At 56.1% G+C, this 15,179-nt stretch carries 14 protein-coding genes and 1 pseudogene; 5 read left to right on the forward strand and 10 right to left on the reverse strand.

What is annotated here, in order from left to right; translation table 11 throughout:
• The first annotated feature begins 46 nt into the window (after nucleotides 1–46).
• From BC443_RS13025 to BC443_RS13040, 4 genes and pseudogenes are all read left to right on the forward strand, one after another.
• Nucleotides 47–1,198, forward strand: a complete 1,152-nt coding sequence (locus tag BC443_RS13025) for a DUF3275 family protein (RefSeq protein ID WP_071232260.1) — start codon at nucleotides 47–49, stop codon at nucleotides 1,196–1,198.
• Nucleotides 1,199–1,273: 75 nt separating this feature from the next.
• Nucleotides 1,274–1,870: a hypothetical protein gene (locus BC443_RS13030; protein WP_071232261.1), complete on the forward strand. Its 597-nt coding sequence runs from the start codon at nucleotides 1,274–1,276 to the stop codon at nucleotides 1,868–1,870.
• Nucleotides 1,871–1,885: 15 nt separating this feature from the next.
• Nucleotides 1,886–2,995 (forward strand): annotated as a pseudogene (locus BC443_RS13035) (DUF6094 domain-containing protein); the annotation flags it as partial.
• 155 nt (nucleotides 2,996–3,150) lie between these two features.
• A complete protein-coding gene (locus tag BC443_RS13040; RefSeq protein WP_139284316.1) occupies nucleotides 3,151–5,382 on the forward strand; it encodes a DEAD/DEAH box helicase in 2,232 nt (743 codons plus the stop codon).
• Nucleotides 5,383–5,421: 39 nt separating this feature from the next.
• Here BC443_RS13040 and BC443_RS18310 read toward each other — a convergent pair whose 3' ends face one another.
• The 10 genes from BC443_RS18310 to BC443_RS13080 form a co-directional block, all read right to left on the reverse strand.
• Complete coding sequence (locus tag BC443_RS18310) at nucleotides 5,422–5,787, reverse strand: YqaA family protein (protein WP_210403268.1); 366 nt, start codon at nucleotides 5,785–5,787, stop codon at nucleotides 5,422–5,424.
• Between the two features lie 230 nt (nucleotides 5,788–6,017).
• On the reverse strand, nucleotides 6,018–6,431 hold the full coding sequence (locus BC443_RS18640; RefSeq protein ID WP_139284317.1) for a hypothetical protein: 414 nt from the start codon (nucleotides 6,429–6,431) through the stop codon (nucleotides 6,018–6,020).
• A 123-nt stretch (nucleotides 6,432–6,554) separates the two neighbouring features.
• Nucleotides 6,555–7,289, reverse strand: coding sequence for a DUF4396 domain-containing protein (locus BC443_RS13045; protein WP_071232264.1), 735 nt, complete (start codon nucleotides 7,287–7,289; stop codon nucleotides 6,555–6,557).
• A gap of 555 nt (nucleotides 7,290–7,844) precedes the next feature.
• On the reverse strand, nucleotides 7,845–8,399 hold the full coding sequence (locus tag BC443_RS13050) for a cytochrome b/b6 domain-containing protein (protein WP_071232265.1): 555 nt from the start codon (nucleotides 8,397–8,399) through the stop codon (nucleotides 7,845–7,847).
• A gap of 32 nt (nucleotides 8,400–8,431) precedes the next feature.
• Nucleotides 8,432–9,214 (reverse strand): copper resistance protein B, encoded by a 783-nt coding sequence (locus BC443_RS13055; RefSeq protein WP_071232266.1) that lies wholly within the window; start codon nucleotides 9,212–9,214, stop codon nucleotides 8,432–8,434.
• Nucleotides 9,207–11,165: a copper resistance system multicopper oxidase gene (locus BC443_RS13060; protein ID WP_071232267.1), complete on the reverse strand. Its 1,959-nt coding sequence runs from the start codon at nucleotides 11,163–11,165 to the stop codon at nucleotides 9,207–9,209. The genes BC443_RS13055 and BC443_RS13060 overlap by 8 nt, the downstream gene beginning before the upstream one ends.
• A gap of 60 nt (nucleotides 11,166–11,225) precedes the next feature.
• Nucleotides 11,226–11,735: a plastocyanin/azurin family copper-binding protein gene (locus BC443_RS13065; protein ID WP_071232268.1), complete on the reverse strand. Its 510-nt coding sequence runs from the start codon at nucleotides 11,733–11,735 to the stop codon at nucleotides 11,226–11,228.
• A 91-nt stretch (nucleotides 11,736–11,826) separates the two neighbouring features.
• Nucleotides 11,827–12,282 (reverse strand): DUF411 domain-containing protein, encoded by a 456-nt coding sequence (locus tag BC443_RS18315; protein ID WP_075563544.1) that lies wholly within the window; start codon nucleotides 12,280–12,282, stop codon nucleotides 11,827–11,829.
• 96 nt (nucleotides 12,283–12,378) lie between these two features.
• Complete coding sequence (locus tag BC443_RS13075) at nucleotides 12,379–13,530, reverse strand: ATP-binding protein (protein ID WP_083387392.1); 1,152 nt, start codon at nucleotides 13,528–13,530, stop codon at nucleotides 12,379–12,381.
• 145 nt (nucleotides 13,531–13,675) lie between these two features.
• Nucleotides 13,676–14,341 carry a response regulator transcription factor gene (locus tag BC443_RS13080; RefSeq protein ID WP_071232271.1) on the reverse strand — a complete coding sequence of 222 codons (666 nt, stop codon included), beginning with the start codon at nucleotides 14,339–14,341 and terminating at the stop codon, nucleotides 13,676–13,678.
• 494 nt (nucleotides 14,342–14,835) lie between these two features.
• On the opposite strand from BC443_RS13080, the gene BC443_RS13085 reads away from it, so the two are divergent.
• On the forward strand, nucleotides 14,836–15,179 hold a 344-nt coding region (locus tag BC443_RS13085; RefSeq protein WP_071232272.1), incomplete at its 3' end, for an NADH-quinone oxidoreductase subunit A.

Raw genomic sequence — 15,179 nt, forward strand, 5'->3', positions numbered from 1 at the left:
TTCGCTCCCGGTGGGGCGTCCCGGTCGTCATCATGAGGTTTCGACGATGGCCGACATCTACCAGGCAATCACTGATCGGATTCTGGAAAGTCTTGAGCAGGGGCATTTGCCCGGTATCGGGCAGCCCTGGGATCCGTCCCGCCGAACGCCACTCATACCCTGTAACGCCGTCTCCGGTCGCCAGTACAGCGGCATCAACGTGCCTCTGCTCTGGGGCGAGGCCGAGGCTCGCGGGTTTTCCCAGGACCGCTGGCTCACCTTTCGCCAGGCGAAAGAGGCCGGGGGTACGGTACGCAAGGGTGCGAAGAGCACGCTCGCGTGCTTCTACAAGCCTTTGAAGCGCGAGATCGTCGATGACGCTGGTGAGCCGGTGCTCGACGACGAGGGCAACCCCAAGGAGAAGCACTTCGCGATTTTGAGGGGCTTCAATCTGTTCAACGTGGATCAGTGTGACGGTCTGCCCGATGAGGTCACGAATCCGCCGGCGACGTCGATCGAGGGATTCGACAGCGTGGATGCGCTGGACGACTTCATCGACGGCTGTGGCATCAAGGTCACGCACTCGCTGGATCGCGAGATCGCAGGGTATTACCCCCGGCAGGACAGGGTGTTGATGCCCGCGAAGGAGCGTTTCCACGACGCGGACAGCTACTACAGCGTGGCACTGCATGAACTGACCCATGCCACCGGGCACGAATCGCGCCTGGCACGCATCGGGATCACCGACCCCGAGCCGTTCGGTTCCGAACGCTACGCGCTCGAGGAACTGGTCGCGCAGTTGGGCTCGGCCTTTCTGTGCGGGCACTTCGGTATTCGCAACGAGGCCTTCGACGCCGCCTACATCGCCAGCTGGATCAGCGTGCTGCAGGCGGACAAGAAAGCCATCTTTCGCGCCACTGGCGCGGCACGTCTGGCAGCGGAATTACTCAAGCAGACGCACGAGGATAACCGCCCGCCGGCATCGCCGGATCAACCGCAAGAGGAGAGCGCCAAGGCCACATCGAAGCGCCGACCGCAGGCGGACGATCAGGACATCGAGCTGTTCGGGCACCAATGGCCGCTGGGCGATAGCGTCAAGCTGGATCCCACGGTCGATCGGGGTACTTTCCGTGCCCAGGTCACTCGCCTGAAGCAGATGGGCTACGCATTCGATGCCACGTCACAAACCTGGACCTATTCAGCTGCCGCAGCGGCTTGAATCTGACACTCAACCCCCGGGGGCGATGACTGCCCCTGGGGGCAGCTCGTCCCCATCCTTGTCGATGGAGGCAGCATGTCACCTGCAACCCCGCTCTGGCGTCTCGAGGAGGCGCCGGAGCTTTTTCTGGATAGCTATGTCGCCGATGGCGACCGCGCGGTCTTCCTGTCCCTGTGGGGGCGGGATACTGCCATTCACGAACTGATGGCCAAGCTGACCCTGCCGATCGCCGAAGGTGGCTGGACGGAGATCACGCTCCAGCGAGATGGCCAGTCGGTCGCTCTACAGCTGGACCGTGAGCGCATGGCCAAACGTACGACGCGGACCTATCGGCAGACGCGGTTCGGCAGCCTGCTGAACCTCTGGCTGTTCGATCAGCGCTGTCAGGATCCGGATCGCGCTAATCGTCAGTGCTACGCCATCTTCAACGAGCGCGACTCTCGTCAGGACAAGAGCGCGATGCTTTGGTCACGACTGCAGGATCTCGCCGCTTTTCCGCTGCTCGATCACTGGCGACCTAAGGTCGTTCAGCTGCTCCTCGAGCATGGCGCGATACGCATGCTCGATCAGACGTCCGGGCGCCTTTCTGGTGTCTGGATCGACCTCTCGCTGGCCAGCGTCCAGGACGCTATCGGTCAGCTCATCCACTCCGGCGATCTCGCCACGCAATGAACCCGGGAGGCCATCATGGCTCTGATGTTTCCACGCCTGGCGCGCAACTTCGCCAAGAACGGCTATTACCCGACCGACGAGGACACGATCGAACGTGCTCTCCAGGCACTGGGTACCTCGCATGACCAGCGGGTGCGCATTCTGGATCCATGTGCCGGCGAAGGCCATGCGATTCTGGAAAGCGCCCACCGGCTGGGCCGGGAACGAACCGATGCCTACGGCATCGAGTTCGATCTCGAGCGAGCGCGCCACATGCAGAGCCTGATCGATGTCGGCATCCAGTCGGATCTGATGGATACCGTTATCTCTCCACGCTCGTTCGGCATGATGTTCTTCAACCCACCCTACGGCGATCTCGTCAGCGAGACCGGCGGCAGCAAGAGGTATGCCGGCAAGGGCCGGCAGCGGCTGGAAAAGCTGTTCTACCAGCGCTGTGTCCACCTGCTGCAGTACGGCGGGATCATGGTGATGATCGTGCCGTACTACGTCTTCGACGATGAGCTGTCGAGCTGGGTCAGCCAACACTTCGATCGCGTCACTGCGTTCGAGGCCGCGGTCGATACCTTCAAGCAGGTCGTCGTCTTTGGCGTTCGCACGAAGCGCAATGCACTACTGGCAAACGATAGGGCCAAAACGATCAGGAAGATGTTGCAGCAAATCGGGCTGGGAGAGTTCAAGCCCGAGCCGCTGCCTTCGATCTGGTGTGATGGTCTCTATGATGTGCCGCCGGCGATCGGTAGCCCGCCACACTGCTACCGCGTGTCGCTGGAACCCGAGCAGCTGGAGCAGGAGATCGATCAGCTGGGCGGGCTATGGCCCGACTTCAACCTCGCGTTCTGGACCAATGGGGTCACACAGCGACGTCCGCTGCGCCGGCTTTCGAGCTGGCACCTCGCGCTGTCGCTGGCAGCGGGAGGCATATCGGGCATCGTGACCTCGCGGTCGGGGCGTCAGCTGGTCGTGAAGGGCGACACGTTCAAGGAGAAGTCCTCGAAGGTCGAGTTCGACGAAGACGCCGATGGCAACATCAGCGAGCGTCGGATCCTGACCGATCGTTTCGTGCCGGCCATCATGGCCTGGGACGTAACGCTGGGTTCTCCCGACAAGGGTCGATTGTTCACGATCACCTCGACGCCGGCGCAGGATGCTCCGTCGCAATCTGAACCTACCGACTCGGACGCCGAGACGGCATAACCAACCATGCTCGCCCCACGGGGCGAGCCAACCCCTACGGGCAGACCACCGCCCGTAGGGGCGTGTTCTGTCCGTTTTCATTGGAGATGGACATGAACATGCCATGCACAGCACCGGACAACATCATCGCGCTCAACGATTTCATCGACGAGTTCGGTGACGGGCTTCTGGATACGCTCAACCACACCCATCCCCCGGTCTACGACGGTCGGGGCAATCCACCCCGACAGGCGGTGATGAACGCGCTGGCACGCCAGCCGTTCCCGGCACAGGCGGATGTCGTTCACGCGATTTGCGCGCTGCTGCTGGATCAGAACGAGCGCGCCGGCGTGATCAACGCCGAGATGGGGACCGGCAAGACGATGATGGCGATCGCCGTCGCCGCCGTGATGGCGAACGAGGGCTATCGTCGATCGTTGATCGTGTCTCCGCCGCACCTAGTCTACAAGTGGCGGCGCGAGATCCTCGAGACGGTGCCCGAAGCTCGGGTATGGGTACTCAACGGGCCGGATACGCTGGCCAAATTGCTCAAGCTGCGCGAGCAGCTGGGGCAGTCAGACGATGGCCGGCCGGAGTTCTTCGTGCTGGGTCGTGTCCGTATGCGGATGGGGTTCCACTGGGTACCGGTGACCACCCCGAAGCGCACCGTCTCCGGACGCCTTGCGGCGTGTCCGGACTGCGGTCGCATGATCCTCGACAACGACAATGAACCGGTCCGGTTCGAGTTGTTTCAGCAGACCGAGCGTCAGCAGTCGTGTGCGGGATGCGGTGGCCAGCTCTGGACACTCATACGACAGCGGCAGCCCGGAGGGGATGCCCGCCGTCGTTCGGTGCTCAAGGCGCTGCAGCGCATTCCGACGATCGGCAAGGTGACATCGGAGAAACTGATCGACCAGTTCGGCGAGGGGTTTCTCTCGTCGATGCTGGCCGACAACGTGCACGAGTTCATCAACCTGATGGACGAGAACGGCGACCTGGTGTTCAACGATCGACAGGCGACGAGAATGGAGCGGGCCATGGCCAACATCGAGTTCGGTTTCGGTGAGGGCGGTTTCCAGCCGAGCGAATTCGTGAAGCGCTACCTGCCCGATCAGTTCTTCGACCTGCTGATCGTCGACGAGGGGCATGAGTACAAGAACGCAGGATCGGCCCAGGGCCAGGCCATGGGAGTTCTGGCAGCGAAGGCACGCAAGACGCTTTTGCTGACCGGCACGCTGATGGGCGGCTACGCGGACGATCTGTTCTACCTGCTCTTCCGGATCCTGACGCCGGTGATGATCGAAGACGGCTACCGTCCCCAGCGCAATTCTCTGGGAGCGGCGTCCATGGCCTTCATGCGCGAGCACGGTGTTCTCAAAGACATCTACTCGGAGCGCGAGGGCGCTGGACACAAGACGGCGAAGGGGCGGAAAACCTCGGTGCGCACGGTGAAAGCACCAGGCTTCGGCCCCAAGGGCATACTGCGCTACGTGTTGCCCTTCACCGTCTTTCTCAAGCTCAAGGACATCGGTGGGGATGTACTGCCACCGTATGACGAGGAGTTCGTGGAAGTCCCGATGTCGTCCGGCCAGGCCAGCGTCTATGAGAGGCTCTCTGGAGAGCTGACACAGGCGTTGAAAGAGGCGCTGGCACGCAAGGACACCACCCTGCTGGGTGTGGTGCTCAACGTGCTGCTGGCGTGGCCTGACTGTTGTTTTCGGCCGGAGGCGGTCAAGCACCCGCGCTCGCGGGAGCTGATCAGCTTCGCGAAGTCGATCTTTGACGAGACGTCGACGATGCCCAAGGAGGACGAGCTGGTCGAGCTATGTCGGTCGGAGAAAGCCCAGGGCCGCAAGGTGCTGGTCTATTCCACCTACACCGGCAAGCGCGATACGACGAGTCGCCTGAAGCGTGTTCTCGAGCAGGCAGGGCTGAAGGTGGCCGTGCTGCGCTCGAGTGTCGATACCAGTCGGCGCGAGGACTGGATCGCGGATCAGGTCGAGAAGGGGGTCGATGTACTGATCACCAACCCGGAACTGGTAAAGACCGGCTTGGATCTTCTCGACTTTCCGACGATCGCGTTCATGCAGACCGGTTGGAACGTATACACGCTGCAGCAAGCGGCTCGGCGCTCGTGGCGTATCGGTCAGCACCGGGCGGTGCGTGTGGTGTTCTTCGGCTACGCCGAGACCTCACAGATCGCCTGTCTGCGACTGATGGCCAGCAAGATCGCCGTGGCGCAGAGCACGTCCGGGGACATCCCCGAGTCCGGGCTCGATGCGCTCAACAACGATGGCGAGTCGGTCGAAATGGAGCTGGCCCGTCAGTTGGTCGCTTGACGCTCACATTGACCTCAACCCAGCCCCTCTTCGGAGGGGTCACGTTGTTGCAATAGCTGCGATTACGAGGTAGCGCAGACCTTTGGCAAATGTGACGATCAAAAGGAAACTCCAAAGAGGTTCACGCATGAAGCCCGCTATTATAGTTAAAGGATCACCAACGATTGGCATCCAACTTAGCACAAGAACCCATCGTCCATGGCGTAGATAGATAGCCCGAGTCTTATCAAGTTTTTCCTTTTTACATGGGAACCATCGTCTATGGCTGTACTGGTCTATGTGGCGACCTATGTACCAATTGATAGCGGAGCCAAGCACGTTTCCTAATGTTGCGACCAGTAGCAAAAGTGGGATGAGGTATTTATTTGAAAACAACATGGCCATAAGCACTACCTCTGATTGCATTGGCAGTAGTGTCGCTGCCCCCAAAGCCGTAAAAAAAAGGCCGAGATAGCTGGTTATTTCAAATATAATGGTTGCCCCACATGTCTGTTTGGAAAAGCCGGTGCTGTATCATAAAGAATTTATGTTGTTTTCGCTAAGAGCAGGCTGTTTTTTTATAATAATGGAGGTCGGGCATTTTTAATGCCAAGCCCTTTTGGGCTTGGCGAAAAGTGCCTTTGACTTTTTAGTCTCTATTTGACGCCCATGTGGATGTTGTAACGATTGTCAGAATCGTTAACGCTACCAAGAGACGATCCTTTTATATCTAAGTAATAGGTTCCGGGGTCCACACTTTCATTGAGTGTGAAGTGCCCTTTGCTGTCAGAATCTTTAGCAAGAAGTTGGCCAGAAGGCGAGTACAAAGAGGCTTCTATGGCCATCGTTCGATTTGATTCGCTCGCAAGGTGTTCACTGCTCAAATACAGTTTTCCTGTTCTGGCGACGGGGATCTGATAGCGGACTGGGCTACCTCCTAGTTGCTGAGAAGATGAGACGCCCTCTTTGAGTATTTTGCCTTCGGCTTCTTCGTGTCCCGGTGCAGCAAAAACCGGAGCGGTAGCGGCTACCGCAATTGCTAGGATCAACACTTTGATTCTGCTTTTCATGATATACTCCTAAATGATTGGTGCAGTACAAGTGTGTGTGATGAGCCTGAAAAAAAGCTGAATCATTATCTGATTCTTCACTCCATTATTGCTTGATGATTAAATGATATTGTTATGCGGAGGCTACATTTCTCCTTTGATTTCGAGCTTTATTAGCCACCAGTTGACCGGATATGAGATGATAAAACCAAAAGCCATGGCAACTTGTATCATAAACCAAAATTCAATTGTATTAATGCGCAACGGATGGCCCAAGACTGAAGGAAAGAGGTAGAAATGGGCGAAGGCCATGAATCCATACACCCCCACTTGCCAAAAGGTTAGGGGCAAAAAGTCAACTTTTATCGCTTGGATGATACCATTGCCAAATGAAGAGTTACGCGTCTTTTGGATAGTGAGGTATTGAAATGATATCGCTAGCAAAAAAGCTAAGAAATAACTCAATATCCATACTGAAAATATTTCCTTATCAAATAGTGTTTGCCAGCCTAGCCAAATGGAAATCGATGGAAAAAGTGATATCAAGGCTATGGCAGCTATATTGCCGAGCACGCAGCTACTGCCACATTGCAAGGTCCCTTTTGCCACCTTGAGAGGGAAGGAGGTATAACGATAATATGAAGGTTTGTCGTTATCTGCTGCTGTCCTTAGAGGAGCTTTTCGCGCTGCTAAAGGGTCATTTTTTCGGTAGAGAACAATGGTTAATAAATGGCCTAAAAACGAGAAGGTTTGCCAGATATGATTCATGAGGCTGATGTTGCGTGGGTTCCTTCGCACGACCATGATGATATAGATAACGCACAAAATACCTAGTGCAACAGAAAGCCAGGAAAGAGCCGTAGGCCAGTGTGGTATCATGTGTACTACCTTTAGTGCTTAAATTCCTAGCTGCTGCCTGTTGAGCTCAAAAGACTTAATTGAGTAAGCAGGCTCGTTATTGCCATCGGTATGCGAATTGGCGTCCATAAATCATCAGTATCGTTATCTGGTTTTCGATAAGGGCTAAGTATTGCTTTTGCAACTATTGCATGCTTGAATTTACATTTGTCTATTTGGGTTGCCTTGAATACTTGGGTGCATCCTAGGTGTTCATAAATAGGACCATGAGTACGATGAGCAAGGATAAGAGTAAGCTTGCTGGATCTGTTCTGCGTAAGGAAGCCTCTTCTATTTTGGTATCTTTATGCTCCAATAATGCCTTGGTCTTACGTCCGAAGAAAGAGCTACAATGCTCACTCATTAACCTTCGATAAAATATGGTTTTGTTGGTTGGTGTCGATGCCACTCCTGGTTTTTTCTGGACTCATAAGATATCTCTTGGTGATCGATGACGTGGGTCGGAACTGACGCGCCGTTGAATGAAAGCCATCGGATTCATGTCGTACAGCCTATTTTCAGCCTAGATGATGAAGTTTAGCCTTGTCGGCGGCCAGCCATGCGGGCAAGAATCCCGTCACGCCGTATTAGCCCGTGCCAAAGAAGTGCCATGCCAGCATGAACAACAATCAGCGTCAGCAGGGTCCAACCAAGCCAGACATGCCACTGGCGAGCTATCATCATGCGACCGTTTTCGGGGCTTCTGCCATCGAATAGAGGTATGCCAAATGGCGTGAATGGCTGGCCGCCGAGCCATGTCATGTAGAGCCCGAGAGCCGGTATTCCCAGCATAAGCAGATAGAGCAGCAGATGAGACATTACGGCTGTACGCGCCAGTCCACCGGTATGAGTTGGGCGGTGGGGTAGGCTGAGTAGAGCCCAAAGCGCTCGAGCCATAATCAGCCCCATCAGTAGCGTTCCTAGTGGCCGATGAGTCGAAAGCCAAGCCTGTATCCATTGCGGGTGCCCCCATAATACCTTGGCCGTCATACCGCCCAGTTGCCATAGCAACAGAGCGCCAATACCCCAGTGTAGCCAGCGGCTGATTCGACCGTAGTAAGCAGGTGTATCCCTCCATGGAAAAGATGACATCGTGATCCTCCCTTAATGTAAAACTTGGACTTTTAGTACCAGGCGCGCAGACCCATTACCAAGGCAGTTGTTGACTCATCATCATCGTAATTACGTTCGTAGCTAACCCCCACGTATGGGCTTAGCTCCCTCATCAGGTCGTAGCGCAGACGAAGACCGATCTCACTACTGTTAAAACCGCGCTCAATGTCGTACTCGGGAACATCCTGGAACGATGCTGAGAGCTCCAGTCGTGGTTGCAGGATCAATCGCTGAGTGAGTAGCATCTCGTATTCGAACTCGGCGCTTGCACTGACATCACCTTCGTCACTGAGGTATAGCGCAGTATCGGTTTCCAGCAGCAGCGGCACCAAACCCTGGAAGCCCACGACCGCGAAGCGTCGGTCGGGATCAGGGTTGAAGCTCTGGCGTACGCCGGCCTGCAAGTTCCAGAAAGGTGAGACTAGGCGGCTATAGAGTAGCTGTAGATCACTACTCTCGGGGCTTCCACCGTTGATCGGTCCCTCTCCCTCGCTTTTCCACCAGAATCGGTTGATATCGTTACCGATCCAGCCCTGGGCGTCCCACAGCCAGGCATTGGGCGCGCCGTTGCTATCTCGGTATTCGAATCGGTCGACCAGTATTTGGCTGAATATCGCGTCGTCATGTACCGGTTCGTTCCATTCGGTGGGAGAGCCGCTACGAGCATTCAAGGGCTCTTCGGGAACGACATCGTCTACATTGGCACGACCGTGATGGTCGCCGAAAGCGACGGAGGGCAACCAGAGAGCTGCAATCAAAAATGCACCACAGTGAATGAGTTTGTTGTTAAACATTATCGAATGCCTCCGCCGGGGCTACCCGTACCACCCGGAACATCCCGGCATCCATGTGGTATAGCAGATGGCAGTGGAACGCCCAGCGTCCTGGTTCATCGGCAGTGAACAACAGCGAAGCACGTGAGGCGGGTAGTACGCTGAGGGTGTGCTTGAATGGGAGATAATCTCCCTGGCCATTTTCCAGTTCCATGAACATGCCATGCAAGTGGATGGGGTGTTCCATCATGGTGTCATTGACCAGGATCAGACGAATGCGCTCACCCAGCACGATGTCGATCGGCGTGGATTCGGAGTATGTCAGGCCGTCGAACGACCACATGTAGCGATCCATATTGCCGGTCAGGTGTAGCTCGATATTCCGCGACGGCACACGCCGGTCGCGCATTGGTTTGACGTTGCGCAGCTGCGTGTAAGTGAGTACACGATGGTCGACAGCCTCTAGCCCGGTACCTGGCTCACCGAGGCGGTCGCGTTGCACCTCGGCGACGTTGAAGTTGCCGGGCCCATGACCGCCGGGCTCATGGCGCGCCACGACCGGCCCGGGATCGCCTGCACCCATGCCCGCCATCCCGGCCATGGCCGCGCGTCCGCTGTTTTGGTTCATACTCGACATAGCGCTGTGATTCATGCCCGACATGCCACCCATGCCACCCATGCCACCGTGGCCATCGCCGTGGCTCATGCCCGACGTGATGCCATTGTGCATGCCGCCCATGGCACCGGACTCTTCCTTGCCGTGGTCCATATCGGTCATGGCATCGGCGGACATGCCGCCCATGGCCCCGTGCGTCATGTCCATGCCCATATCCACCATCGTGCGCTGGGGTGATTCTCTCAACGCCGGTATCGCCGCGCGCATTCCGGCGCGAGGCGCCAAAGTACCCAGAGCGTAGCCGCTGCGATCCATCGACTCCGCCATCAGCGTATAGGCGATGCTGGCTTGGGGTTCGACAATGACGTCGAGAGTTTCCGCCACGCCAATCTGAAACTCGTCGGTCTCTACCGGCTCTACTTCCTGACCGTCGGCACCGACTACCGTCATTGGCAGGCCGGGAATGCGAAAGTTGAAGTAGGTCATGGCCGAGGCATTGATGACACGCAGGCGTACGCGTTCCCCGGGCTTGAATAGTCCTTCCCACCCCGTCGCTGGATGGCGTCCATTCATCAGGTAGGTGTAGGTGGAGCCGGTCACATCGGCGATGTCGTTGGGGCTCATGCGCATGTTATTCCATGCGAGCCGGTCACGAAGCGTCGACATCCAGCCATCCTTCTCGACGGCGTCGAAGAAATCGCCTGCCGTGCGTTCATTATAGTTGTAATAGTCGCTCTGACTTTTCAGTCGTGCCATTACCCGATGCGGATCTTCAAAAGTCCAGTCGTTGAGCATGATCACGTATTCGCGATCGGCCTGTATCCGATGGGGTGTTGCGGGATGAACGACAAGCGGCCCGGTCAGACCGATCTGCTCCTGCATACCGGAGTGACTGTGATACCAATAAGTCCCACTCTGGCGCACGGGAAATGCGGCTTCAAAACTTTCGCCTGGGGCGATGCCGGGAAAGGAAACGCCTGGTACACCGTCCATTTCAAACGGCAGCATCAAACCGTGCCAGTGAATAGAGGTATCCTGATCGAGGTGGTTGTGAACGCGCAGACGCGCTCCTTGTCCCTCCCACAGTTCGATGAGCGGCGCGGGGATCGAGCGATTGATGGTGATGCCGCTGCCGTGGCCTCCGGCGATGGCGACCCGTTCGCGACGTACGTCGAAATCCAGCGAAACTGGGTGGGGCGGGCCGCCTGCGACCTGCGCCGCGATTCCGCTCCGGGGGGAAAGCGTTTCCCCCCGCGCATAGCTTGGTAACAGTGACTCCAGCCCTGCCAGCGCACCGGTTCCGGCTAACGCGACCAGAAGACGGCGGCGATCGTTATCGATCGAACGATGTTTCATGAGTTTCTTTCCTGGAGTTCTAGTGACGTGCCTGAAGTGCTTGTGACGCGTGGCCAAGGCTCAAGAATTCGAATTTAACGTGACCGTCCCTTTCATCCCGGCTTCGTAGTGGCCTGGCAAGAAGCAAGCGTATTCAATGGCGTCGCCTTGCTGGGGCGCGGTCCAAGTCAATGTCTCGGTCTCGCCCGGCGCTATCGTGATGGCAGCACTCTGACGGCTCATCTCGTCTTGGTTCATCATGCCGTCGTGATGATTGTCCGCCATGTCATTGCTGTCGGTAGCACCGTGGTGATCACCACCCTGCTGCATCATGTCACGGTGCATCTGCTGCATACGGCTGCTGCCGATAGCAAATTCGTGAGGAATCATGGAAACGTTTTCGACACGAAAACGTACCGTCGTGCCTGGCGCGATCTGCAGTTCATCGGCATCAAACCACATGCTCCCAGCCTGGATATCGATCGTTCGATCAGGTTCGGAGCCAATTGTTTTCCCCTGGTCGTGGCCGGTGTCGGCCATTGCAGAGGTGGTGACGGCAGCAAAGGTGAAAAGCAAAAACAAGAATTTCATAAAAGCTCCACTGAAATGAGAGGGCGACACGTTTGTCCGATTGCCCGAGGAAGACGAAATAGGAAAGGGCCAGATGCTGCGGTCGGAAGTATCACCCGGCCGATGTCGGCAATGTCATGAACAGTTGGGTTTCATCATTGCCGAATTGATGCACGGTCAGTGCCTGAACCTGATCGCCGGGCATACCTGGAGTCCCAGCGGGCATGCCGGGCAGCGATATACCTTTCACGTCCGGACGTTCGGTGAAGAGCCGGCTGAGCGCCACGCCGGGTACATGGCCCTCGACAATGTAGCCGCCCATCTCGAGGGTATGGCAGCTTCCGAGTCCATGTGGAACTCCGAGACGCGCTTTGGTATCACTGAGACTCGTTGTTTCTATTACCTCGACTTCAACGCCACGCTCCTCCAAATATTCCCCATAAGCTGCACAACAGCCGCAGGAAGGGCTTTTATAAAGTATGGCTTTATCGGGCAGCGCGGCGTTTGCGAACTGAGCACTCAGTGTGAGTGTTGCGGATAACAGCAGTGTGATGGTCCTACGTGGCATGGCAGATATCCTGAGGGCTGTTGAATTCCTATCGCCAGTAGACGCCGGTAATCTGAAATAACGCTGAAAGGAAAATGCTACTGAGAGGAGATATTTTCAGGGTGTTCCGCGAGGGACAAAAGTTATCTCGACCCTCAGTCCGCCCAGTCTGGATCGGTCATAGGTCACGTGGCCGGCGTAGCGCGCGGCTAGCTGCGCTAAAATGGAGAGCCCGAGACCGTGCCCTCGATACTGTTCATCGAGCCTCATACCTCGCTGGCCGAGCTGCCCAAGCATGTCGTTGGGCACCCCCGGTCCGTCATCCTCTATTCGCAGGCGGCATGGCGCGGCGAGCAAAGTCAGCTCGACTCTCTGTCGCGCCCACTTTCCCGCGTTATCGAGCACGATGCCCAGCAATTCCATCCCGTCTTGACGCTCCAGCGGCATCCTAAAGTCGGTGATAGAGGTGTCATCGAGAATAAAAAATCGATTGGGATATAGAGTTTGAAACATTTCCAGCATGGAGGTGATCTCTTTCATCCCCGTGTGTTGCTGGCCAGTAGATTGACCGACGATACGTGACTGTCGTAGCTCACTTTCCAGTTTTTCGTCGATATCATTGAGCCGTTCGAGCATACGCATGCGGCGTTTCTCATCCATGGCCCGTTTCGAACGCAGAGCCTGCATGACCGCGGTGAGCGGGGTTCTGATAGCATGAGAGAGGTTGGCAAGTGACTCTCGCGAGCGTTGCTGACGCCGTTCATGCTCATCGAGAAGCGTGTTTAGCTGGGCTATTGGCGCTTCTAACTCGGAGACGGTCTTGATTTGAAGGCGACGGCGCTCGCCGCGTTGAAGCTCGATGAGTTGTCGCGACAACTGACTGAAAGGACGCAGGGCACGGTTAACCGCAAATAGGTTAAGTAATATCAGCAACAGCAGTAATGCCACTGCCACTGCGCCGATCCACCAGTGCAGCCGTGTCAACCCCTGTTCGATACCGGTGAAATCCTCTCCCACAATCAGTGTGGCCGATTCGCCGCCGAGAAAGAATCGAGTCCGCCATAGGAGCAAGCGATGATTACGCCAGTTTATTAATTCGGCGCCTTCACCCGACTCTTCAATCGGTAATGACTTGAGCGCATCGTGGGTACTGAAAACGCGTCCATTCATATGCAATTGATAGAAGTGGTGAAAAGTTTCGGCGGGATTGGCATCGGGGGGCAACGACAATGCCTTCAGGCCGTCGATGCGCAGACGACCAATGACCAACGCAGATTCCTGCTTCAAGCGATCAGCGAGAAAGTTATGTGCCAATCGGTCTAATAGAAGTCCGTGTAGTATCCAGGTGCTGCCCACCACTATCAGGGCTGCTACGCCTAACCCCCCGAGTAAACGTAGTCGCAGACTTCGCGAATTAGGCCGTAACAAGCATGTACCCCTGGCCGCGGCGGGTTACAATTCGTTCGCGACCAAGCCGAGAGCGTAATCTACCGATATAGACCTCGACTAGATTGGGCTCGGCAGCGTCTTGCTCAAGAGCATAAAGTTGATCTAGCAAATGCCTCTTGGAGTGGATGCGGTCGGGGTTGCGCATCAAATAGCGTAATAACCGGAATTCGGTAGAGGTCAAAGTCTGCCATTCTTGGTGCATCAAACTGAACTGTTGGCGTGCCTCATCGAGACGAATGTCGTTGACCTCCAATAATGAGGAGAAGGTATTTGCTTGCCTTCGTAATAGCGCTTGTAGTCGGGCTAGCAGTTCCTCCTCATGATAAGGTTTGGTCATATAATCATCGGCGCCTATGCGAAGACCTTCCACTTTATCGACCCAGCTATCTCTAGCAGTCAAAATCAGTATTGGCACCGACCATTGCGCCTGCCTCCAATTAGCGAGAAGATTCAATCCGGCACCATCAGGTAGGCCGAGATCGAGAATCACCAGCGCATACACCTCCGTAGCTGATAGAGCCATCGCCGTTCTCATGGTGAGGGCGATGTCGGTGCGGTATCCAGCGTCATCGAGAAGTTCGGCTAGGCTTTCCGCCAGTAGTTCGTCATCTTCAATCAGTAAAATTTTCATATTTGCAGGGGTTTGCTTTAGCTTTCGGAGCTTTACCTTTCAGAATAGCTGATTTTCCTGAACAGATCCTGAATGCGTTGTACGCGATATCATCGTGGGGCGCCAGCTTTATCCTCTCTCATCTATTACGCCACTCACCCTAACTTCCTGGAGTTCGGCTTAGCCCAGTAAACGAAGAAATGGCGAATTTTAGATTACTAATCTCTCTTGTGTAAGTTGTGCAGATCACTGGCGCCGCCTCTTTAAACCGGCGCCTATTATTTATTAATAATGCCAAACGCAGAGTGCCGGGTTGCTGGAGCGATTTAGGGCCTGGCAATCCGGCTTCTATTAACCTACTTTAACCGGGGGGCTAAATAGAGACATTCATTCAGCTTGCGTTCAGGGGAGCTGCCTGCCCTTTGATAAAGGGCTGGTTATCAGCGAAGGGACTGAAACCTGCGGTCATTGTCTCTGGCCAAGGTTCGTTTGAATCAGCGACGCGAGGGATTCGCATGGAGCTGTTCGCTCTTCTCATCATTCTGATTTTGGTACTGGGGGCCGGGCTGCTGTTGCAGTGGCTGCCCATGCGTCACCAGCCTCGACCCAACTGGTCTCAGCGGGTGCCGTTTCTGGGTGGGGGGACGCCCGACAGCCACGCCTGGAGCCGCTACCACGTTCGCTATTACCCCATGACACTGCTGCTCATCGCCTTCGAGATGGAGATGATGTTCATGTACCCGTGGGCGGTGGTCTTCGTCGAGACGGGCATGAAGGCCATCATGGAGATGGGCATGTTTCTCGCCATCCTGTCGGTGGGCATCGTCTATGCCTGGCGTGAGGGGGTGTTCAAGTGGCA

Origin of the sequence: Salinicola sp. MIT1003 (genome assembly GCF_001858555.1) — a bacterium.
GTDB classification, from domain to species: Bacteria; Pseudomonadota; Gammaproteobacteria; order Pseudomonadales; family Halomonadaceae; genus Salinicola; species Salinicola salarius.